The 22,957-nt window shown below is 37.9% G+C and carries 17 protein-coding genes; 6 read left to right on the top strand and 11 right to left on the bottom strand.

The features are described 5' to 3' along the window. Window positions 1–12: 12 nt before the first annotated feature. From H6G68_RS22445 to H6G68_RS22420, 6 genes are all read right to left on the bottom strand, one after another. Window positions 13–339: a type II toxin-antitoxin system RelE/ParE family toxin gene (locus H6G68_RS22445; protein ID WP_242045358.1), complete on the bottom strand. Its 327-nt coding sequence runs from the start codon at window positions 337–339 to the stop codon at window positions 13–15. Between the two features lie 2 nt (window positions 340–341). Then, window positions 342–605, bottom strand: coding sequence for a type II toxin-antitoxin system ParD family antitoxin (locus tag H6G68_RS22440; RefSeq protein ID WP_168539121.1), 264 nt, complete (start codon window positions 603–605; stop codon window positions 342–344). A 314-nt stretch (window positions 606–919) separates the two neighbouring features. Next, window positions 920–1,783, bottom strand: a complete 864-nt coding sequence (locus H6G68_RS22435) for an alpha-ketoglutarate-dependent dioxygenase AlkB (protein WP_190908633.1) — start codon at window positions 1,781–1,783, stop codon at window positions 920–922. Beyond that, window positions 1,780–2,880, bottom strand: coding sequence for a hypothetical protein (locus H6G68_RS22430; RefSeq protein ID WP_190908632.1), 1,101 nt, complete (start codon window positions 2,878–2,880; stop codon window positions 1,780–1,782). The genes H6G68_RS22435 and H6G68_RS22430 overlap by 4 nt, the downstream gene beginning before the upstream one ends. Window positions 2,881–3,045: 165 nt before the next feature. Next, the gene (locus H6G68_RS22425; RefSeq protein ID WP_190908631.1) at window positions 3,046–5,259 is read right to left on the bottom strand and encodes a phosphoketolase family protein; all 2,214 of its coding nucleotides are present in this window, start codon (window positions 5,257–5,259) and stop codon (window positions 3,046–3,048) included. Between the two features lie 1,007 nt (window positions 5,260–6,266). Further along, window positions 6,267–6,524: a hypothetical protein gene (locus H6G68_RS22420; RefSeq protein ID WP_190908630.1), complete on the bottom strand. Its 258-nt coding sequence runs from the start codon at window positions 6,522–6,524 to the stop codon at window positions 6,267–6,269. 697 nt (window positions 6,525–7,221) lie between these two features. Here H6G68_RS22420 and glgA point away from each other — a divergent pair. The 5 genes from glgA (at window position 7,222) to H6G68_RS22395 (ending at window position 14,686) form a co-directional block, all read left to right on the top strand. Further along, window positions 7,222–8,700, top strand: coding sequence for a glycogen synthase GlgA (gene glgA, locus H6G68_RS22415; protein ID WP_190908629.1), 1,479 nt, complete (start codon window positions 7,222–7,224; stop codon window positions 8,698–8,700). 121 nt (window positions 8,701–8,821) lie between these two features. Continuing rightward, entirely contained in the window at window positions 8,822–10,207 is a 1,386-nt protein-coding gene (locus H6G68_RS22410; protein ID WP_190908628.1) for a cytochrome P450, read from the top strand. A gap of 480 nt (window positions 10,208–10,687) precedes the next feature. Further along, window positions 10,688–11,455, top strand: a complete 768-nt coding sequence (locus H6G68_RS22405; RefSeq protein ID WP_190908627.1) for an LmeA family phospholipid-binding protein — start codon at window positions 10,688–10,690, stop codon at window positions 11,453–11,455. Between the two features lie 110 nt (window positions 11,456–11,565). After that, window positions 11,566–13,260 (top strand): beta-carotene ketolase CrtO, encoded by a 1,695-nt coding sequence (gene crtO, locus H6G68_RS22400; protein ID WP_190908626.1) that lies wholly within the window; start codon window positions 11,566–11,568, stop codon window positions 13,258–13,260. 313 nt (window positions 13,261–13,573) lie between these two features. After that, a complete protein-coding gene (locus H6G68_RS22395) occupies window positions 13,574–14,686 on the top strand; it encodes a saccharopine dehydrogenase family protein (RefSeq protein ID WP_190908625.1) in 1,113 nt (370 codons plus the stop codon). Window positions 14,687–14,732: 46 nt separating this feature from the next. Here the strand turns inward: H6G68_RS22395 and H6G68_RS22390 are convergent, their stop codons facing one another. After that, window positions 14,733–16,031 (bottom strand): cation:proton antiporter, encoded by a 1,299-nt coding sequence (locus tag H6G68_RS22390; protein WP_190908624.1) that lies wholly within the window; start codon window positions 16,029–16,031, stop codon window positions 14,733–14,735. 153 nt (window positions 16,032–16,184) lie between these two features. Between H6G68_RS22390 and H6G68_RS22385 the strand changes: the two genes are divergently transcribed. After that, window positions 16,185–17,552 carry a cytochrome P450 gene (locus tag H6G68_RS22385; protein WP_190908623.1) on the top strand — a complete coding sequence of 456 codons (1,368 nt, stop codon included), beginning with the start codon at window positions 16,185–16,187 and terminating at the stop codon, window positions 17,550–17,552. Window positions 17,553–17,807: 255 nt separating this feature from the next. Here the strand turns inward: H6G68_RS22385 and H6G68_RS22380 are convergent, their stop codons facing one another. The 4 genes from H6G68_RS22380 to H6G68_RS22365 all read right to left on the bottom strand — a co-directional run bounded on the left by H6G68_RS22380 (window position 17,808) and on the right by H6G68_RS22365 (window position 22,738). Next, entirely contained in the window at window positions 17,808–19,157 is a 1,350-nt protein-coding gene (locus H6G68_RS22380; RefSeq protein WP_190908622.1) for a (Fe-S)-binding protein, read from the bottom strand. A 59-nt stretch (window positions 19,158–19,216) separates the two neighbouring features. Beyond that, a complete protein-coding gene (locus tag H6G68_RS22375) occupies window positions 19,217–20,530 on the bottom strand; it encodes an FAD-binding oxidoreductase (RefSeq protein ID WP_190908621.1) in 1,314 nt (437 codons plus the stop codon). A gap of 369 nt (window positions 20,531–20,899) precedes the next feature. Further along, on the bottom strand, window positions 20,900–21,646 hold the full coding sequence (locus H6G68_RS22370) for a Uma2 family endonuclease (RefSeq protein ID WP_190908620.1): 747 nt from the start codon (window positions 21,644–21,646) through the stop codon (window positions 20,900–20,902). A 144-nt stretch (window positions 21,647–21,790) separates the two neighbouring features. Beyond that, the gene (locus H6G68_RS22365; protein WP_339327880.1) at window positions 21,791–22,738 is read right to left on the bottom strand and encodes a pentapeptide repeat-containing protein; all 948 of its coding nucleotides are present in this window, start codon (window positions 22,736–22,738) and stop codon (window positions 21,791–21,793) included. Between the last annotated feature and the right edge of the window lie 219 nt (window positions 22,739–22,957).

The raw sequence follows: 22,957 nt of genomic DNA, 5'->3' as shown, positions 1-22,957 counted from the left end.
TTGGTATACCTGTCATATTTCTAAATCCTCATCTAATATTGTTTCAATGTCTCTTGCACCATGAATAACTCGCAAAATATCAATTTCTGATTCACCAATGCGATAAAAAATGAGATATTTTCTAAATCCTTTGATAGATTGTTGTCGAATATCTGCTAAATTGGGATGGGGAAATTGACACATTTTTCCCATAGCTGGAGTTTTAGCTAATTGTTTAAATGTTGTTTCTGCTGCTATTAAAAAGCGGTCGGAAACATCTAAACTATCTTCTGCTATGTAGGTTGCTAAATCTATCAAGTCGCGAATAACTTGAGGTCTTTTTTTAATTGCAAACATCATGGCTAAATTGCACTTTGACGTTTGTTAGTTTTTTCACGAACTGCTTGACGAATATCTTCCCAATCTTGAGCAGTCATTTCTGTTGCATTTCCTGAATTTAATCCTTCTAAGAGCATGGTTTGTAGTCGTTCGTTTGCTCTCTGTTTTTGGTCTTGTCGCACTAATTCCCGAAAATATTCACTAACGCTGCTGTAACCTCCTTGCGCTACCTGTTGTTCTATATAATCGCGCATGGTGTCAGGTAAGGAAATATTCATACTTTTCATAACGTGATTTCCTAAATCTACTTTTTTATAGTATGGCAGATTTTGTCATTTTCTGCCATTGCCATGAAAATAAGTATTTACGACAATTAATTTTAGTAGCTAAAGATACTTATAATAATTCTCAGGTGAGGTGAATATTTCCAGGTGTATCTGTGATGGTTCTATTGTCTTCTCTTATTTACATGATAGTTGGTGATGGTTGGGTGAGATGATGTGAACAGATACAGGGTTTTTGGTTTGTAATTTAGCGTTATTAATGGTGGGTATTGTTGGTTTTTTCGTCAACCTAACCTACTCGCTATTGTCTTATTAAATTAAGAACTTGCTAAGATGACTTTTCTAAAAGTTAAAGAAATTCTGCGTTCTCGTTTAATCACTGTTCCTTGAAATTTATCGGTTTTTCTAGCAGCAATACTATGATTCCATTTATATCTAGCATCTTCTTTGAGAATAACTATGCTTTTGGGTTCTAGCAGTACAGGTATTTTTTCATCTGTTGATGGATTTGTAAAATCCATTATGCAAGCAGAACCGAGACTTAATGAAATAATAGTGTTGGAAAAGCAGGGGACACAATCAATATGGCTACTAATACCTTGTCCAGGTAAATATTCATTAATAATAACTTGGTCGGGTATACTATCAATAAAATTATTGTTATATAGTTTATATGCTAAATCTAATGCCCAATCAGGTAATGCACCTATGTGCATAGAAGTATCAATCTTTCGTGCTTTGTAGTTATATTTATAGCCATAGTGCTGTACTCTTCTTTTCAAATCTGACAACCAAGGTTGATTATCTAACTGTTTTATTAGGTAATTATGCTCTGATTGATCTATAAATTCGGGTATATATTTCAGACCTGTTACTTTGTGAACTTCACAGTCAGTGTCAGAATTTTCCTTTCTAGTATCATGAAAAAATGAGGTAATTTCTAATTTTTGTATCTCTTGTCCTGATATTTGTTGAATAGTTTGTTGATTTAGTGAAGTTTGATTAGATTCTGTTGCTGATTGTAGTTTTTGCTTTAACTTGCTTATTTCTCCAAAATTTACTACAGAGTAAGTATTTTTCTCTGTAGTTTGTGAAAATAACTCTAACTGAGTAGATTCTTCTTGGTTAATACTTTCTTTGCTATTTGTGCTACAGAATAATTTATTTTTCTTTTTATTCATAGTGATATTCTTTCTATTTCTAATAAATCATAATATAAACTTACCCCCGTTAAAGGAAACCACAATTTGCTGTATTTTGTTAATGGACCACTTATTTTTGTCTTAAACTCAGGTAAAGATTTTATAAATTCATGCCATTTACTGTTAATGTCACGTTCTGGTGTGTTTGGATTTTGAAACACAATGTACACTTGAGTTCGGTTGTATTTTGTCAGTATATTCTTTATTGTAATCACTAACTCGTTTACATCAAGTGACTTACTCGCAAAAAAGTAGGAAAAATTTAAAATAACCAACTGACTCGGATGATTTAATAATCTGTACTTACTCATTGACGACAAAAGAGTGTCATTGTCATAACTTTCTAAAAAATCAAATTTGCATCCCGAAAATCTTTGATCTGAACTAAATTGCTTTGCTTTTATTCTCATAGATTTAGCCCGATCAATACCAATATAATTGAAATTTATTTTAGGCTCTTGTACGTGAGCAAAAGCTAACCCTGAACTTAAAGGTCCACAACCAAAATCAATCAATAATGGAGGGAATGATGGAGATATCTTGTTTTTAAACCAGATCCAATGTGTTTTAAAAATATCATAACTACTCATTACGTGCATTAGCATATAGTAATGGCAGTAAAGTAAGACTTTATCATCAGTATTTAGTTCATTGAAAGGTACACAAAAATCTGTCACACCCCTTTCTAGTATAGTTTTTCTATGATATCCAACTGTTTGATTCAGAATTTCTTTTACCCAAGCATCTGTTTCAATATGATTATCATAAAAATGCTTTACAAACTTTTCAAAGCATTCTTTTATATCATTAGGTACGGGAGTAGGTCTTCCTGATCCGGTAGGTCTTTGTCCTACGGGAGGTCTTGTTGTTTCTTCAGGTACGGAAGTAGGTCTTCCTGATCCGGTAGGTCTTTGTCCTACGGGAGGTCTTGTTGTTTCTTCAGGTACGGAAGTAGGTCTTCCTAATCCAGTAGGTCTTTGTCCTACGGCAGGTCTTGTTGTTTCTTCAGGTACGGAAGTAGGTCTTCCTAATCCAGTAGGTCTTTGTCCTACGGCAGGTCTTGTTGTTTCTGTCATAATCTACAGTGGTGGCTTACTGGTATTAAAAAGAATAAGTAACACAGAAATCACATAAAAAGCAATAGTATTAATACTTGATTATAAAACTATAGTAAGCACATAAATGCTTTATTCTTAACTAGCCCCACCCAAGTAAAAACTTAGATGGGGTACTATATGATATTAATGCACCAACTCAATAGCCCGCTTAGTCAACGCCTCCGCAGTCAACCCATTAAAAGCCATCAACTCACCGGCACTTGCGGTAGTTTCCCCACGCTTCCAGGCGAAAGAATCACGCTTAGAATTACTGCGTAACATGATCGGTTCTAACATCGCCGCAGCCCCACCTGTCACACCAATTAAGGCATCTCCACCAAACAATTGCTCAAAATCGGCATCACTTAAAAAACCGTTATCTGGTTCAGAACAAGTATCCCAAGCTGTATCATGAGGACGATATAAACGACGGGGATTGATAATAGAAACAATCTTCACACCAATACCTTCTGTTTCTAAAAATGCCGCCGCTTCAGACACAGGAATTAATGTCAAATCGCCAATTACAGCAAATACAACAGTCTTCCCACCAGCCACTTCATGTAATAACACCGCACCATCATTTAAGCCTTTTTCAGTTTGGGCAAAGGTGCTACGAATTGGCAAAGGAGACTTACTAGCAGTAATGACAATGCCCTTATTTTTTGTTTGCAAAGCCCAGTTATAACAGACTTGAATACTGTTAGCATCTGGGGGAAATAATGGGAAAACATTTCCTGTTCTCATCAAAGAAGCAAAATAAGCTTCAATTTCTGGTCTTTGGTGAGTCCAACCGTTGCGTCCTTGTTCTAAAGCCCCGGCAGTAAATAGTGTAATTGTTGAAGGAGTTTGTCGGCGTAATTCTGCCATTGCTTGGGTGACTGTTTGCCAAATTGGTAAACCATTGATAGCAAAAGATTCATAAGAACACCACAAAGTTCTCGCCCCCATTAAAGATAAACCAGCCGCTAATCCTGCACAAGCATCTTCGCTCAAAGGTTCGTAAACTTGACCTCCTGGGGCTTGATTATATAAATCATCGGTGGTGGGGTGATTGATTTTTAAAGCTTGGTTAATGTTAGCAATTCCTGATGCTTCGTTTCCGTCAGCATTAGTCACGAGGAAATTTTTATCTTTATTTCCGACTATGCCCACTAACCTACCCATTGCGGTTGTCGCCACTTGGGGAACTGCCCCAACTTTATATTCTTCTAATGGTAATTCCCCTAAATCTGCTAAGGGTAATTCAAATTCTGTCACCACAGTTTTCGCAGCGGGACCACCTCCAGCCCGTTCCGCATTTGTCCGTACAATTTGCCATGCTGCGGCTGATAATGCCCGTTTTTGTAAAGCGGTGACAATATGGGGCGCGTCTAATGTATCTTTAGGATAGAGGTTGTGTGATTTTGCCCCCAAGGCGTGAACCCCTGCACCTTTGAGTTGTTTGATAATAAATACCGTCAATTTTCCGCTCAGTGCTGAACGGGCGGCTTTATCCATACCTACTAATACCGCTTTGGTAAATTCTAGGCGGTTCTCAAAGGAAAATGCGGTACTATCAACGTATTCACCGGCTTGGTTTTGGTCGTCAAAATCCTTAGCATTGACTAACACAACTTCGGCAAAACCGTTACCTTGCCAATAGGCTATCATCTCTGCGTTTGTTTTCAAAGATACCATGCTGTGGTGTTCTTGGCTGTAACCGTTCCACACCAACACGGGTAAGAAGTTGGTGACGGTGGGGTAAGCGGTGTTGAAATGTGCCATTGAACTCATGATATAGGGTTCACCCAGTCCCCCGTCTCCCAGGGTGAAGGGGAAGAGTTTGTCACGGTGCAACAGTGCAGCCGACATGGCAAAATGTTGTCCTTGTCCCAGGGGTCCTGCGGGTGCGAGAATACCGGGAATGTAGCCGGAAAGGTGTCCTAATAATCCATGCTTTTCTCGAAAGCGATCGCGCAATTGTTGTACTGTAGAAATGCCCATGTCTTCTAAGGAACGATCTAAGAACATGGCACTGTAAAAACCGGGGGCGTGATGTCCCACTTCCGTGATAATGTTTTTATGTCCCAGCATGACCAAAGCTGCATAAGCTTCCGCTTGGCTGGCAAAACCGCCGGGATGTCCAGAAGCCTTACTACCAGTGATTTGTAGCGTTAGGTAGCGCAGGGCATCAGCCGCGAGTAAGGTTTGATATACTGCATTTGTATCTGTGGGATTTGCTATAGCTATATTACCAGATGCGATCGCTGGTGTTGCCCCATATTTTTCAAAATCTGGCAATGCTTCCCCAAAATATTGTATTCCTTCACAAAAATTTGGAACTGCGGAAGATGCCTTTGTCGTAGTAGCTGTCATGCTGAGTACCTTAATAAAATCAGAATAAACTTGTGATATTTGTTCAAGTTAATAAAGATTTTACATCTTCCAGGTTGTAATACCAATTCTCTATAAAAAAGAATCCCTATCACCATGACTCAGCCTGAGTTTATAGCATTAATAACAAAAACTAAGGTAATCTATAGCAATCCTCAATGATAAAAATTTAAAAAATGAGAGTGACAAATATTTCTAATCCCAGCCGGACACATAAAAGGATTTCCTATCTAAAATCTAAAATGATATAATTTTTGAAGAAATCTATTTTTATTTCTGCACCAAGTAAGGGTTTAACAATGCTAAAGTTCTGCACAAATTTGATAAACCTGTAATATACATACCCTCAAAAAGATTTAGAGGATATTGGAAAAGTATTAAGCTTTATTCAGATATCCTCTTACCTCTGATAAAAAGGGGATAAATTACTTATTTTTCCCCTTTTAAAGCGAGATTTATGGGAATGTCTAAGTGTTAGAAAGTGTTAAATACCACAAACAAGTTTTCAGACATCCTTTTAGTCTCCATAAGTTAAAACCAGTTAAAACCAGAATTACTGTTGACAACTTATTAGACTATCAAATAGATATTTAAGTTAGAAAAATCAATTGCAAAAAGCTTATTGTTGTAGAAACTGAATGAACTGGGATATGTACTTGTTGAGTTATTTCTCTCATTAGGAAAGAGACTGAAATAGAGATCCTCATAATTACCATCCCATAAAGGTATAACAGTATTACCTCCTGAAGTTGACTCCATTTCTTGTAAATTTAGTTTATGAAAAAGCCCATTTACTTCAACAGAATGTAACTTAGAATTCATGATCGCAGCCATTGCCTTAATTTTCCAATCAAGAATTGAGCAGTTGTACGAATTTATTGTGGGTAAAATATCTGACAAAAAATGCCCTAAAAAGCAGTGTTTTACCCTCAAATAACTAAAGTTAACTAAAGTATTTGTAGTATCAGCACGTTCATACAAATGATTAATTACCAAGAATTTATCACAATGTATGTTGACCGGGAATAGTCTATAGTGCCGATCTTATTATCGCGGATACCACTATCTACACCTTTAATATCACCAGTCGCTGGACCATTCACATCTCCAGTATTGGTCGTGATAAAATAATTATTGACGCTCCCACCACTACCTCCAGATACAGTCTCTGTTTCAGCCGGAGATAAATCATGAAAAAGGATTGTTTCATCCTGACTATTTAAGTTTGAAATCACTATCGTTGCCATTAAATTATCCTCTAAATCGAGAGTTGACTTTACACTTATATTTTTACCTTACCAGATTATAAAGAATATGAAGTTTCAATGTAGATAAAAGTTTTTAGACATTATTTTAGGACATTAATCAATGCATTTTGTCTAAAAAAACAAAGTTTATATTTTCAACAGAACCTATTGAAAAGGGCGATAAATCTCGATAAAACTAAAGCATGACACAGATTATCTCAAGACATATTTCTATGTATTTTGTCTATAAAGTTAATTTCTCGATTTTGAAATAGCTAAATTAAAAACAATATGAAGTTTTTATTTATAAAAAGTTTTATGCACATTATTTTAGGACATATTTCCAGAAATTTAGTCTGAGACTGGAATATTCTTATAGTTACTATAAGATTGCCATATCAATCCTTGCAGATGTTGTGAACATCTTGTAGATTGGGTTAGATGTGGTAATTAACTTATCACTCTCACGGTACAGGTATAGATAAATCACCAAACCGCGTCGCAACTCAACATTCACTATAAAATGTGTATTCACAATGCATTGAACATCGCGCTAGAAGTAGCTTGAGACAATTCATGAATCGTCCTTACACCTTAGATATCTGATAAGTCATAAGAATCTATCCCTTGTCAATGAGTACATTTTTCATATACTGCTATATAGTAAACATAAAGTTTTGTGAAGCGAGGGCTAGGAATGTACATAGTACAGATTGCCTCAGAATGCGCTCCAGTGATTAAAGCCGGAGGGTTAGGGGATGTTGTTTACGGACTCAGTAGAGAATTAGAGAATCGAGGAAATACAGTCGAGCTTATTCTGCCTATGTACGACTGTATGCGCTATGATCATATTTGGGGGTTACATGATGCCTACCTCAACCTGTGGGTTCCCTGGTATGGCGCAGCAATTCACTGTTCTGTATACTGCGGTTGGGTACATGGAAGAGTGTGTTTTTTCATTGAACCTCACAGTGAAGACAACTTCTTTAATCGCGGTTGCTATTACGGTTGTGAAGATGATGATATGCGTTTTGCATTCTTTAGCAAAGCAGCTTTAGAATTTTTGCTCAGAAGCAATAAAAGACCAGATATCATCCATTGTCATGACTGGCAAACAGGCTTAATTCCCGTCATGCTTTATGAAATTTATAAATATCATGGCATGGAGTATCAACGGGTTTGCTACACCATTCATAACTTTAAACATCAAGGAATTGGTGGGGTAAAAACTCTTCAAGGAACCGGATTAAATCAACCATCTTATTACTTCCAATACGATAAGCTGCTAGATAACTTTAACCCCTTTGCTTTGAACTATATGAAAGGGGGAATTGTTTACTCCAATGCTGTCACCACAGTTTCACCTCACCACGCTGTAGAAGCCCAAACCAGTGATGTTGGCTGCGGGTTAGGACACACATTGCATTTACAAAAAGAGAAATTCACTGGAGTTCTCAACGGGATTGATTATGATTTTTGGAATCCCGAAATTGACCGATACATCCCCGCCAATTACAGATGGGATGATTTTGAACAAAAAGTATATAACAAAAAAGCTTTGCGAGAACGGCTGATGCTAGGCCATGCTGATAAACCAATTGTGGCTTATATCGGTCGATTAGATAACCAAAAAGGTGTACATCTTGTTCATCATGCCATTTATTATGCCCTGAGTAAAGGAGCGCAATTTGTATTACTAGGTTCAGCCACAGAACCAGCAATCAATGCTCATTTCCAACATGAAAAACAATTTTTAAACAGTAACCCAGATGTCCATTTAGAACTGGGATTTAATGAAGAATTATCCCACCTAATTTATGCAGGGGCAGACATGATTGTCGTCCCTAGCAATTATGAACCCTGTGGGTTAACTCAGATGATTGGTTTAAAATACGGTACTGTACCTATTGTGCGCGGTGTTGGGGGACTTGTAAATACAGTATTTGACCGAGATTACGACCAAAATCTACCCCCAGAAAAACGCAATGGCTATGTATTTTATGAAATGGATAATCAAGCGCTTGAATCAGCAATGGGACGGGCAATTGATTTGTGGTATCAGCAACCTGAAGAGTTCACTAAACTAGCTATTCAGGGTATGCAGTATGACTACTCTTGGAATGTTCCGGGGGCAGAATATCTAGAGATCTACGACTGGATAAGACATAAGTGGTAAGTCAGTAGTTATCAAATCTGCATAGTTGAGGGTGCGTTGCTTGTCCTATGTAATTAACGCACCCTCAATTTTTCAGTTACTTTAGAGAAAGATAGATTTACACCAATCAAAAAAAAATTTTATGCCTCTACCAAACGGCCCCAAAACCCCAGCATTTTTCCAGATCATGCGCTGGGTATTCACTCCCATGTCATATATGGAAGCCTGCGTCCAAACCTATGGAGATAGCTTCTCACTTAAGTTAGATATAAACTCTCCTCCTATCGTCTTTGTAAGTCACCCCCAAGCCATTCAGCAAATTTTAACTAGTGATACCAAGGAATTAGAAGCACCAGGAGATTTAAATGACATTTTTGAATACTTACTGGGCAAGAATTCTGTTGTTTTACTGAGTGGCACACAACACCAGCGTGAACGTCAATTAATCATGCCTCCGTTTCATGGTGAAAGAATGCGGAATTATGCTGAAGTCATTAACGATATCACTGAGAAAGTCCTCAGCAAACAGCAAATAAATCAACCCTTGAATATCCGAAATATTAGCCAAGACATTACTCTAAGTGTAATGATGCAAGCTGTATTTGGACTCTATGAAGGGGAACGTGCAGAAAAACTACAGCAGCTACTCTGTGAAATTTTAGAAGTAGGTAGTGAACCTTGGAGAGTTGCTTTATTGTATATTCCCGCTTTAAAAAATGTGATTGGTATTTCCCAACTTTGGGAACAGCAGCAGCGTCAGCAAGACAAAGCCGACCAACTCATTTATGAGGAAATTCAGGAACGGCGAGAAAATCCTGACCCGTCGCGCACAGATATCCTCAGTTTACTCATGGCGGCCAGAGATGAAAATGGTCAACCCATGACCGATGTAGAATTACGTGATGAATTGATCACGCTATTGGTAGCAGGTAACGAAACCACCGCCACCGCTATTACCTGGGCTTTATACTGGATTCATAAACTACCAGAAGTGCGTCAAAAGCTATTAGCAGAACTGGATAGTTTAGGAGAAAATCCAGATTCTAATGCCATCTTTAAATTACCCTATCTCACGGCTGTTTGTAATGAAACATTGCGGATTTATCCCATCGCCATGTTGACTTTTCCTAGACGAGTAAAAACTGCTGTATCAATAGGTGGTTATGATTTAGAACCAGGTACAGTCATCTTAGGTTCTATTTATTCAACTCATCAACGGTCAGATATTTATCCTGAACCCAAAAAGTTTAACCCAGACCGCTTTTTAGACAAGCAATTTTCTCCCTATGAATTTCTACCTTTTGGAGGTGGTGCAAGACGCTGTATTGGTCTAGCTTTTGCTCAGTTTGAAATGAAATTGGCACTAGCTAAAATTCTGAGCAGTCGTGAATTAGAATTAGTTGATAATGGTGAAGTTCAAGCTCAACGCCGTGGTTTGGTGACAGGCCCAGACCGCCCAATTCAGATGGTTATTAAGAGTCAGCGTCAGGTGAAATCTCGCACCTTAGAAACCACTAGTAGTATTTAGTTATTTGGCATTATTTGGCGTTGCTGATTTAACAGCGAAGAAATGAGAAATTTATTTCTGCGCTCAAACCGAATTTCATTTTTAGGGGTAAAGTGTAATGCTAAACCCCTATTTAATAAATAAGCTGTTAAACCAATAAGAGTTGCACATTGAGGCAAGCAGGGGAGCATAATTAACGTAACGCTTTTTTCATAAAATGAAAAATATGCAATTTAAATGCCGATTAGCTTAATTGACTTGATTTAAGTTGGTTGTCATATTAAGTCCGGCTAATTGCTATTAAAAAAACTTGACCCTTCCCCTCGTCTCAGTATTTAATCGGACATCATATCATTGAATACAGTTCAGTTCTTCTGAAAGAGAATGAACTGTATTGACATATAATCTACCAATTGGGCTATGTCTCTCTATAGATACTCTTCTTAGCCCTCAGCGTATACATTAGCCAGTAGTGCAAACTGAGGAGAGTAAAATTTTTTTATGCCTGAAAAGCCAAACTTAAACTTTGAGGAAAAATTATTATCTCAAGCAGTTGAAAGAAGAATATCTGAGGAGTTAGATGAAGTAGAACAAATAGATATAGAGATAAAAACTGATATTGGGAAATTATTTCGTGGACAGGTAAATCAGGTTGATCTTGCTGGTCAAGGGTTGGTAGTTCAAAATAAAATCCGCGTTCAGGATATAAAACTGCAAACGGATAGCATTTCTATTAATCCTTTAAGTGTGATATTTGGACAACTAGAACTCAATGAGCCAGTAAATGCTGATATACGCCTTGTTCTCACGGAAGCAGATATTAACGATGCCTTGACTTCTGAGGTGATTTACAGGTGGGTAAGACAATTTAAGTTGAATGTAGATGGCGAAATTGTCAGCTTTGAACCGCAAGAAATGCAGGTATTTTTACCCGGTGATGGCAAACTAGAATTTAAAGGTAAGGTATGGCTCAAAGAAAAGGATAATACTCATATCTTAGGTTATCATGCCATTGCTCATCCCCGAACTCATACAAAACCCGCCATGTTGGCAAGTTTTAGTTGTACTGAAGGAGAAGGAATAAGAGTGGAATTAATAGCAGCTGCTATGCAAAAAGTTAAAGAAATAATCAATTTATCTGACTTTGAGTGGGAAAATATGATATTTTCTATCAAAGATATGGAAGTAAAAAAGGGTAGTTTAATCCTGATACTCAAAGCTCACATAAAGCAAATTCCTTCAACGGACACTTTGCTGTATCCTGATTAAGATCCACCCTGGTAAATACTAATTTTTATAAATAACAAATTCTGTAAATTTATAAAAATATTCCTCATCTTGAAAACCGAGTTTATTTGAAAAAAACATAACTAACATTTATGCAAGAATATGATGTTGTAATTATCGGCGCAGGACACAATGGTTTAGTGTGTGCTGCTTATTTACTCAAAGCAGGCTATAGCGTTCTGCTATTAGAAAAGCGTCCTGTTCCCGGTGGTGCAGCCACAACTGAAGAATGTATCCCAGATCAAGCACCAGGTTTTAAATTTAACTTGTGTGCTATTGACCATGAATTTATTCATTTAGGGCCAGTTGTTGAAGAGTTAGAACTGACAAAATATGGCTTGGAATATCTAGAATGTGACCCAGTTGTTTTTTGTCCACACCCAGACGGTAAGTATTTCTTAGCTCATAAATCCATAGAAAAGACTTGTACAGAAATCGCTCGTTATAATGAGCGTGATGCTAGGAAATATGCCGAATTTACAGATTATTGGCAACGGGCAATTAATGCTATGATTCCCATGTTCAATGCCCCACCCAAATCAGTTGTAGATATTTTTGGGAATTACAATATTCAGAAATTAAAAGATTTATTTTCTGTAGTTGGTTCTCCAAACAAAAGCCTGGATTTTGTCCGCACTATGCTAAACAGTGCTGAGGATATTCTCAATGAGTGGTTTGATGAAGAATTTTTGAAAGCACCACTTTCTAGATTAGCATCAGAACTGGGTGCGCCACCTTCACAAAAAAACCTGGCAATTGGGGTGATGATGATGGCAATGCGTCATAATCCTGGTATGGCTAGACCTCGTGGCGGCACAGGTGCATTGGTGCAAGCATTGGTGAATTTAGTCACAAGTAAAGGTGGGGTAATTCTCACAGACCAGCAGGTAGAAAAAGTTTTAATTGATGATGCGAAAGCTGTGGGAGTGCGGGTTGCTGGAGGAAAAGAATATCGAGCTAAATATGGAGTGATTTCTAATATTGATGCTCAACGTTTGTTTTTGCAAATGACTGATAAAAGGGATATTGATGCAGTTGATTCTGAGCTATGGGAAAGATTAGAACGTCGCATTGTTAATAATAATGAAACCATCTTGAAGATAGATTTAGCTTTAGATGAACCGCTACATTTTCCCTACCATGCCCACAAAGATGAATATCTCATTGGTTCAATCTTAATTGCCGATTCCATGCATCATGTCGAACAGGCTCATAGTAAATGTACATTAGGAGAAATTCCCGATTCTGATCCATCAATGTATGTGGTCATGCCTAGCGCTCTTGACCCTAGTTTAGCACCTCCAGGTAAACATACAGTCTGGATTGAATTCTTTGCTCCTTATCAAATTGCTGGTGCAGAAGGAACAGGTTTAAAAGGTACGGGTTGGACTGATGAATTGAAAAATCAAGTTGCAGATCGGGTAGTTGATAAACTAGCAAGTTATTCGCCTAATTTAAAAACTTCAATTATAGCTAGAAGGGTAGAAAGTCCAGCAGAATTAGGAGAAAGATTAGGTGCTTACAAGGGGAATTATTATCATATTGATATGACTATGGATCAAATGATATTTTTCCGACCTTTACCAGAATTAGCCAACTATAAAACCCCCATTGATAATCTATTTTTAACTGGTGCGGGGACACATCCAGGTGGTTCAATTTCGGGTATGCCAGGACGCAATTGTGCGAGAGTATTTTTGCAGAATAAGCACCCCATTACTCAGACTTTAAAGGATGCAGGAAATTCGCTTAAGTCTACTGTGGGTTCGGTGTTTGGCATCAATTAGTTATAACTGAATGTAGGGTGCGTTACAGCGTTAATGCACCTATTTTTATACATTACAGTTTTGTGAATTTCTAGTAACTGATGATAAATCAAACCTATATAGCAGGTGACAGGTGACAGAGTTGAAAATCTGTTTGTGTCTAGGTTTTATCATTAGTTCACGTCCTAACCACCTTGGCGGTTGCTATAACTATCAGTCTTAATAAAATTAATTTGCAATTCCTTCTTTCTTCATAAGCAATTTATACTTGTCACTGATGACAAATAGGAATAAAAGCTGATGAAATAAGAATCACGTTATCTATACGGAAGTCATGAAAGACCGTGTTTTAATTCTAGGTGGACGAGGAAGGATTGGTAGCGCAGTTGCTAATGATATCCTCACTTACACACAGGCGCAAATTACCATTACTGGACGTTCCCCAGAGATGGGAAAGGCTGTAAGCTTGTCTTCGGGAGGACGAGAGCAGTTTTTAGTTTTGGATTTGACCGAAGTTGACAAGTTGCGGGAAGCGATCGCACAATCTAATTTAGTCATCCACTGTGCGGGACCATTTCACTACCGAGATACTCAAGTTCTGGAAATTTGCATTGAACAAGGTGTGAATTATCTAGATGTTAGTGATCATCGTTCCTATACTAATAAAGCATTAAAGTTACACGAAAAAGCAGTGGATGCTGGAGTAACAGCAATTATTAACACGGGGATTTTTCCCGGTATTTCTAATAGCTTAGTCCGTCAAGGAATCGAGCAATTTGATGTAGCAGAAAAAATACATTTAAGTTATTTAGTTTCTGGTTCTGGCGGTGCTGGTGTTACCGTGATGCGAACCACATTTTTAGGGTTGCAGAATCCTTTTGAGGCTTGGATAAATGGTGAATGGCGTTTAATTCAACCTTATACTGACCGAGAAAATATTAACTTTCCACAACCCTTTGGAGTTAGTGGAGTTTACTGGTTTGATATGCCAGAAACGATCACATTACCTGATTCTTTCCCAACGGTGAAAACTGTAATTACTAAATTTGGCTCTATTCCTGATTTTTATAATCACTTAACTTGGATAGCTGCCCATATTTTTCCTAAATGGTTAATGCAGCGCCGTTACATGATTGAATTTTTGTCTCATGTTAGTCATAGCATGACCGATTTCACAAATATGTTTACGGGAATTGGGGTAGCAGTGCGAGCAGAAGTAACAGGAAAAAAAGATGGTGAAACAGTAGTTTATGCTTCAACTTTATTGCATAATAATACTGCTATTGCTTCTGGTATAGGTACAGGTAGTATCGCTAAATTATTACTAGAAGGCAAACTCAAACACGCCGGAGTTTCACCTGTAGAAGCAGCATTACCTACAAATTTATTTACACAAATTATGCAAGAACGGCAAATACAAATTAATTCCCATTGGGTGAAACTATAATATCAAAATAATATCCAAATGTAAGCTTAAACATAGGCTTACAAAACTATTCAAACTCATCAATTGTTGCATGAATATTAGGCTTTGTGCGATTAGCAATATTGCTTTCATACCAATTCATTAAGGGAGTGGAACTAATTCCATGTACAATCACAGAAACGACAATAGTCGTGTAAGTTATCCAGGCAATTTGTTCAGCAGCCTCACCTTTTAAGCCGTTGCTTAAGCTATAGGCAAGATAATATAAAGAACCTATACCCCTAATACCAAACCAACCAAATAACAAGCGGGTTACTGGATTGAAAGTTCGCCGGTGAGAATTTAGGGGACGTTTACCAATGGTGCTAACCCATACGCCCACAGGTCGAATAACTAAAAATAATAAACTTATTACTAACCAAGATTGGGTAGCATACTTAAACATTGGCTCCCATAATAATATTGTTCCTAAGAGCAAAATTAGACCAACTTCTAGCAGCTTTTCTAATCGCTCAATAAATTCTAATTGTGCCAGTGGCTTGTGGGGATTTGTATAACTCCTTTGGACAGCTAACCCTGCCACAAATACTGCCAGAAATCCATAGCCATTAACAATTTCTGTTAAAGAATAAGTTAGTAAAATCGTGCTAATAGCAACAAAATCCTCCATCACAGCATCAGCAGGACGATGTTTTTGAATTTTTTTATCAATCCATACTATGGCTATGGGAACAATCAGTCCCATAACGATACCAGATGCGATCGCCCAAATTACATCCACTGCGACCCAATTTCCCAACCAATTATGCCAATTACTATCTTTGAGGGCATAAATACCAAAATAAACAAAAGGAAAAGCTAAAGCATCATTTAATCCTCCTTCAGAAGTTAAACCAAAGCGTAACTCATCATCGTCATTTGTATCTGTCAGCTGCACCTCTGAGGCTAATACAGGGTCAGTTGGCGCAAGAATTGCACCTAATAAAATCGCCTCTCCCCAATTCATGCCCAACCATAATTTCCCGACAGCAGCCAGGGAAAAAATGGAAATTGGCATTAATAATGCAATCAGTCTCACCGTAATATTCCACAACCTCCATTTCAGGAGTGTAACTATTTTTAAGCCACAACTAAATACAGAAACAATAACGACAAATTCAGTTAGTCTTTCCAGTAATTCAGCATTGAAGAATTCATCACGACGTAATTGAATCAGTCCTAAGCCATAAGGCCCCAAAAAAACCCCTACCATTAGGTAGATCATGGCAAAAGAAAGAGGTAAACGTGAAATCCAACCTGACCCTAAAGTAACAATCAGTAAGAGCAGACCAATTACCAATAAATCAAGAATATAATTATCTACCATTAACTTTTGTATAAAAAATAATTTCTCCTTTGCAAATGTAGTCGAAATTACTTTTACGTATAAATAACCCAAAGGTAGATTTTGTGGAAATATTTGGAATTTTTTGGTAGATTTGTTAGCCTAGTAAGAAAATAATTTATAGTAATTTTTGCCATGCAATTACCTGGTGAATCCCAAACCTCAAGATTTATACAGCGTCTACAATGGGTTTTCAATCCTTTGCAACTGATGGAAACATCTGCAAAAATCCACGGTGACTTTTTTACCCTGAGACTGAGTACCGAACAACCATTAGTTTTTATTAGTAACCCCGAAGCAATTCAGGAAATTTTTACAACTCCACCAGAACATTTTGATGCGGGTAGGGGAAATAAACTTATCAAACCTTTAGTTGGCGAAAATTCTTTGTTATTGTTAGATGGCGCACCTCACCAACGCCAAAGACGGCTATTAACACCGCCTTTTCATGGAGAAAGAATGAAAGCCTATGGTCAAATTATCACTGATATGACTAAACAAGTCATCAGTAATTGGCAAATTGGCGAACCTTTTTCAGTGCGGGATTCTATGCAAGAAATTTCCCTGAGAGTGATTTTACAAGCTGTGTTTGGTTTGAGTGAGGGAGAACGTTTGACAAGATTGCAAAAACTGACGGCTTCCTTGTTAGATTTATCAGGTTCTCCATTGCGTTCTGCTGTCACATTTTTCCCTGCATTGCAAGTAGATTTGGGTGCTTGGAGTCCTTGGGGAATATTTTTGCGTCGCAGAGAAGAAATTTACCAACTCCTCTACACCGAGATTCAAGAACGCAGAGATAATTTTGATGCCTCTCGTAGCGATATTCTTTCCTTAATGATGTCAGCGCGGGATGAGAATGGTGAAGCCATGACAGATGTAGAATTACGTGATGAGTTAATGACTTTATTATTTGCAGGTCATGAAACTACAGCTTCAGCTTTAACATGGGCATTATACTGGATTCATCATTTACCAAAAGTCCGGGAAACTCTACTAACTGAGTTAAATTCGCTTGGTAAAAATGCCGATTTCAATGAAATTTTTCGTTTGCCTTATTTGACTGCTGTTTGTCAAGAAACTTTACGCTTTTACCCAATTGCGATGATTACTTTACCCCGCATGGTGAAGACACCGACAACAATTATGGGTCATGAATTTGAGCCAGGAGTATTACTTACGCCTTGTATATATTTAACTCATCGCCGCCCAGATTTATATCCAGAACCGGATCAATTTAAACCAGAACGCTTTTTAGAACGGCAGTATTCACAATATGAATATATCCCTTTTGGTGGCGGTAATCGTACCTGTATTGGTATGGCGTTTGCCATGTTTGAAATGAAGTTGGTTTTAGCTACAGTTATGTCACATTTAGATTTAACTTTGGTTGATAATATTGCTGTCAAACCTATCCGCAGAGGAGTAACTTTAGCGCCTTCTGGTGGTAAGTGGTTGGTGTCTACTGGTAAGCGGGAACAGGTGAAGATTCCTGTTGGTGTTTAATGAAATAAGGGACTTCCAAAAAAATTTCCAATTTGTAGGGTGGGTTAGGCGCACAAGATAAGATCATAAAGATCAAGATTTGCTCCCGTTGCGACGTAACCCACCTTTACCTACCCTACAGTCTCTACAGTTTTTGGGTAATTTATTTTTTGGTGTTCCCTAAAACTTACAAAAATACCAGAAATTTTAAAATTGCTGTGTAGAGACATATTAGAAAACGTCTCTACATAGGTTTTTAAAGGTGAAAGTGAGATTCTAAATCTCCAACTTCACACCCTGAATTGAATAATCTAACAACTCCATTGGGTGCATTACTGAAATTTTATTATCTGGCAAATACTTACTAATTTGCAACGTACAACCAGGATTTGCAGAAGCAATTAACTCAGCACCTGTATTTAATAAATTTTGTACTTTTTGTTTACCTAATTCCTCAGCTATTTCCGGTTGCAGCATATTATAAACACCTGCACTACCACAACACAAAGCTGCATCTAATGGTTCCCTTAAAGTCACCCCCGGAATCTTTCTTAATAACTGACGAGGTTGGACACTAATCTTTTGTCCATGCAATAAATGACAAGCATCTTGATAAACCAAAGTTAAGTTTTTATCAGTTAAAGGTGAAAGTTTAGCCGTTAAACCCACATTCATTAAAAACTCTTGTGCATCTTTAACTTTAGCTGCAAATGCCTTTGCTTTTTCTGCATACTCTGGATCATCAGCTAAAATGTGGCCATATTCTTTTAAAGTATGACCACAACCAGCAGCATTGATAATGATAAAATCAACATTAGTATCAGCAAAACTATCAATCATTTGTCTTGCTAAAGTTTTCGCTTGTTCAGTTTGTCCTTGATGTTCAGGAAGCGCTGCACAACAACCTTGAGATTTAGGAATAATCACTTCACAACCATTCGCAGTTAATACTCTCACCGTGGCTTCATTGACAGGAGAGAAAAACAACCTTTGCACACATCCTAAAATCACCCCAACACGATATCTTTTTTCACCTTTAGCGGGGATGATATCTGGTAAATTATCCTGAAAAGATTTGAGAGTAATTTCTGGTAAAATAGATTCCATTGCAGCTAACCGGGGAGATATAGCTTTAATTAACCCAGTAGCTTGCAATAACTTAGAAATTCCCAACTTTTGATAAACCAATAATGGAAAAAGTAAAATTCTTAAAAGATCAGGGTTGGGAAACAGAGAAAAAATCAATTGACGCACTAACTTATCAGGTAAACTGCGGTTATAATTCCTCTCAACCTGATGCCGAGTTGCCGAAATTAACTTATCATACTGCACACCAGAAGGACAAGTTGACACACAAGCCAGACAACCCAAACAAGAATCAAAATGTTCAACAGTTGCCGTATTTAAGGCAATTTCACCCTCATTAATAGCATCCATTAAATAGATGCGTCCCCTTGGTGAATCCATCTCCTTACCTAACACCCGATAACTAGGACAAGTAGAGAGACAAAAACCACAATGAACACAACTATCAATCAACTTTGGATCAGGAGGATGACTTTCATCAAACCCCTTTAAATTCTTAATACTAGCAACATTATTAACAGCACCATCTGAAACTTGCATTTCTCTTTCCCCTCTTAACTTCGCGTTCTTTGCGCCTTCGCGGTTCATTCTCTTAAACCTTAAATCCCACCCACAAACCGACCAGGACTTAAAATATAATTACCATCAAACTGTTCCTTAATACCCCGCATCAGTTGTAAAGCATTCCCAGTGTAACCCCACACATCTAACCTTTCCTTTATTGCCACAGGTGCAGCCAAAACACTTAAAAAACCATAATTAGATTGACATACCTGACGCAACGACAAAACTTGATTTTGACTTTCCAACCTTACCAAACCTAAACCGCTACTAAGGTGAATCAAACCCATTTCTATCTGATTAATAACCTCAACTGCCGTAGTTGGTAATAGTCCTATTTTGCAAGTAATTAGAGAATTTGTAACATTATCATGTATTTGTTCTGGTAATCGTTGCCATAGATCAGCTTCATTTTCTGCTGAACAAATTGTCCCATATAATCCTAATTGTTGCCCAATTGCCAAAAGTCTGTTTGACTGTTCCTTGACACTTTCACTAATACTTTGGAAACGGGTAATTAATCCTAATCCTTCCCCTAAACCTAAATTAGAAACCAACTTACTTGATAATAAATCTGCTTGAGTTGGTGTTAACTCAGAACCTTGCAAAATTGTCGCAGCTTGGGATATTGCTTCAGCTTTACCAGTTAATATTACCGTTGCTGATGTTTCAGGTAGTGGATAAACTCGAAAAGTGACTTGGCTGATAATTCCTAATGTACCGTAAGCACCGGTGAACAATTTCATCAAATCGTAACCGGCAACATTTTTTACTACCCTTCCTCCAGCTTTGGCAATTTGTCCATCTGCACGGATAAAAGTTATACCTAAAAGTTGATCACGCACACCCCCATATCGTTGACGCAGAGAACCTGTATCAGCAGTTGCGACGATACCTCCAATAGTTGCAGAATCAGGAAAAGCAGGGTCTAGGGCTAATGTTTGGCGAGATTTTGCTAAAATTTCCTGAAGGTGGGCAAATTTCATCCCTGCTTCGACGGTGACAGTTAAATCACCAACAGCGTGTTCTATAAGTTTGTTAATGTGTTTCGTACTAACGACAATATCAATATTTTTAGCTAAACCACCCCAGTTGATTTTACTAGCGCTACCACAGGGGAGAACGCGCCATTTATGCTGATTGGCGGTGGTGATGACAGCGGCTAATTCTGCTTGGGTGTGGGGATAAACGATACAACTGGGATGGCTTTTGGAGTCCATCGCTTGCTGGATGCGTTGTTGCTGAATGGGTTCGAGATTTTCCCAAGGTAAGACAGCGTTTTCTGTGTTGATAATAGATGTTAGGGTAGATGCGTAGACACTTTGTGTCTTTTCGTTAGACATCGCATTCATCAGTTTATTTTTTATATCCTTACTTATTAATGTAATGGTTATTTTGACTCAAAATGCACAAGCTGATTTTTCTCATTTCTCGTTTTTCGTTCCTAGTCTCTGACTAGGAATGCTATCATAGAGGCTCTGCCTCATCCTTCACAAATCAACTCAATCTGCAATAAACTGGGTAATTCCATATAATTTTGATAACTAGAATAACGTCAATGAGATGGTTCATCTTTCTTTAGATAAGTTTGCAGCATCAGCGATAAGATGAAGATGATTCTCTACGAAGATTTTGATTTATATTGGTATTTAGGTGGAGGCAGAGCCTCTAAATTGCATTCCCAGTCAGAGACTGGGAACGAGAGGATGGGAGGGGAGCATCTAATCTAAATCTGGTTCTACACCAAGCGATCGCAGTTGGGCTATTAATCTTTCTATTTTTTGTCTTTCTTGTTCTGCCTTTTGTCTTTCCTCTTCTGCGGGAGTTAACACCCAATTACTATCTTTATCATACCAACGTAACCAAGGCATCTCTACATTTTTATAACTGCCTTGCCAGACTCCTAAACCTAATTCTATTTCGGGAATCCAAAAACGGAAATCTGATAAATTTACTTCAGCATAACGAGCGCCGGTTAACTGAAACATTCTAAATTCAGATTGATAACGGTCAAAGATGGCGTAATAGGGTACTCTTAAAATTTGTTCGTAAACTTCCCATTTACCAGGAGGTTTTTCTACATCTCGCAATGTTTGACCTAAGTCTTCTTTTTCGGTTCCTGGCGAAAGTAACTCAACTATAATATGAGGGTTTACTCCTTCTTGCCACACTACATAACTTAATCTTAAATCTCTATTTTCATAAAGATAGGGAACACCTAAAACTCCAAACCAATCTGGGCGTTTATACCACGAAGGATGACGCAAATCATAGTAAAGGTTCAGATCACTTCCTGTAAATATCTCTTGACTAGGATAATTTGGTGGACGAAATGTTTCTGATAACAATTGTGGTTGGAATAAATGAAATTGATCTGGCAAACCAGGTTCCTCCGGGTCTTCGCTAGGAAGATCATACATTGTCGGTAATGTTTCTTTAGGGGAAAGTGGCGGATCTGTTTGATACATTCTTGACAATCCTAAAGATAGAATTTCTATTTCTATTATGTAGCAATATGATTCGGTTTTAAAAATGGTAGCGACTGTTTTGAATATTCGGTTTTGTGAGGGAGAAAGCCTTGTTTATTAAAAATTTACAAGAATCAAATCTTCCTAATCATGAATTGACCCATCTGGCATTGTAGCGCATTTGAGATTGGCTTCTGTGAGGTCGGCTCTTGAGATATTGGCTTTATAGAGGTTGGCTCCTAAGAGGTTAGCTCGTGCGAGGTCGGCTTCTGAGAGGTAGGCTCCTGTGAGGTCTGCTCCTGTGAGGTAGGCTCCTATAAGGAAGGCACCCATGAGGAAGGCTCCTGAAAGCTTTGCCCCTGTAATGTTCGCTCCTATGAGATAGGCTTCTATAAGGTGGGCTTCTATGAGGTTGGCTTTATAGAGGTGGGCTTCTATAAGGTTGGCTTTATAGAGTTTGCTTCCTGAGAGGTTGGCTTCTGAGAGGTTGGCTCGTGTGAGGTTGGCTCGTGTGAGGTTGGCTCGTGTGAGGTTGGCTCCTAGCAGGTTTGCTCCTTGAAGATTGGCTTTGCTGATATTAACATTACTTAAATCCAATTTTTTACCTGGTGGATCTGGGTGTTCTCGTCGTCCAATTACAGTAAGACATTCTTGAATATCAAGCCGAAGTTTTGGTAATTCTTCTATCTCTTTTTCCTTTTGAATATTTCGCCATTCATCCACTAAAGGTTTTTTGTTTTGTGGCTTCTCTTCTTTTTTTATAGGTGCATTCTCACGCACAAAGGCTGTAAGAACTTCCATAATTGTCCACTGGTCTTGTTTTGAATCTTTGGCGATTCTCTCTAAAGTATAAATCGCACCTAATCTGACTTCAATTTTCTCACTTGCAAGCTGTTCTATTGCTTTCGCAAAGCGTTCTGTAATTTGCTTATCTTGTGCAATCTCAGCATTTTTATTAGCGGCTTTAGCACTTTCATTAGCAGCCTTAGCACTTTCTTCCATAGCGTATGCACGCTTGGCTGCAAAGACAATATTTATAAGTCCGACAATACCACCAAAAATTAAGCCAGCAGTTGTTAAGACTTTAATCACATATTCATACTTCTTTTCTAATAACTCTGTCCATTCTCCAGTAGTTAAAATAATGGAAATTGCATAAATGACAATTGAAATAAATATAAACCCAATAAATAAAACCCAAAATAGACATCTCCGGAAATAGCTAAAGTGTTACTGCCACTGCTTTTAAAAGTGAGATGCCCCAATGCAAAGGTAGCTGGCTGGTACGCTAAAATAAGCGTTAGAGATGCC

Source organism: Anabaena catenula FACHB-362 (assembly GCF_014698735.1).
GTDB lineage: Bacteria > Cyanobacteriota > Cyanobacteriia > Cyanobacteriales > Nostocaceae > Anabaena > Anabaena variabilis_A.
Note: the sequence above shows the minus strand (reverse complement) of the source record. Positions and strands in the feature narration are given on the sequence as shown.

Excerpts from the sequence above, each read along its gene's own strand:
- H6G68_RS22445 (WP_242045358.1), bottom strand. The coding sequence starts at position 339 with ATGATGTTTGCAATTAAAAAAAGACCTCAAGTTATTCGCGACTTGATA.
- H6G68_RS22440 (WP_168539121.1), bottom strand. The coding sequence starts at position 605 with ATGAAAAGTATGAATATTTCCTTACCTGACACCATGCGCGATTATATA.
- H6G68_RS22435 (WP_190908633.1), bottom strand. The coding sequence starts at position 1,783 with ATGAATAAAAAGAAAAATAAATTATTCTGTAGCACAAATAGCAAAGAA.
- H6G68_RS22430 (WP_190908632.1), bottom strand. The coding sequence starts at position 2,880 with ATGACAGAAACAACAAGACCTGCCGTAGGACAAAGACCTACTGGATTA.
- H6G68_RS22425 (WP_190908631.1), bottom strand. The coding sequence starts at position 5,259 with ATGACAGCTACTACGACAAAGGCATCTTCCGCAGTTCCAAATTTTTGT.
- H6G68_RS22420 (WP_190908630.1), bottom strand. The coding sequence starts at position 6,524 with ATGGCAACGATAGTGATTTCAAACTTAAATAGTCAGGATGAAACAATC.
- glgA (WP_190908629.1), top strand. The coding sequence starts at position 7,222 with ATGTACATAGTACAGATTGCCTCAGAATGCGCTCCAGTGATTAAAGCC.
- H6G68_RS22410 (WP_190908628.1), top strand. The coding sequence starts at position 8,822 with ATGCCTCTACCAAACGGCCCCAAAACCCCAGCATTTTTCCAGATCATG.
- H6G68_RS22405 (WP_190908627.1), top strand. The coding sequence starts at position 10,688 with ATGCCTGAAAAGCCAAACTTAAACTTTGAGGAAAAATTATTATCTCAA.
- crtO (WP_190908626.1), top strand. The coding sequence starts at position 11,566 with ATGCAAGAATATGATGTTGTAATTATCGGCGCAGGACACAATGGTTTA.
- H6G68_RS22395 (WP_190908625.1), top strand. The coding sequence starts at position 13,574 with ATGAAAGACCGTGTTTTAATTCTAGGTGGACGAGGAAGGATTGGTAGC.
- H6G68_RS22390 (WP_190908624.1), bottom strand. The coding sequence starts at position 16,031 with ATGGTAGATAATTATATTCTTGATTTATTGGTAATTGGTCTGCTCTTA.
- H6G68_RS22385 (WP_190908623.1), top strand. The coding sequence starts at position 16,185 with ATGCAATTACCTGGTGAATCCCAAACCTCAAGATTTATACAGCGTCTA.
- H6G68_RS22380 (WP_190908622.1), bottom strand. The coding sequence starts at position 19,157 with ATGCAAGTTTCAGATGGTGCTGTTAATAATGTTGCTAGTATTAAGAAT.
- H6G68_RS22375 (WP_190908621.1), bottom strand. The coding sequence starts at position 20,530 with ATGAATGCGATGTCTAACGAAAAGACACAAAGTGTCTACGCATCTACC.
- H6G68_RS22370 (WP_190908620.1), bottom strand. The coding sequence starts at position 21,646 with ATGTATCAAACAGATCCGCCACTTTCCCCTAAAGAAACATTACCGACA.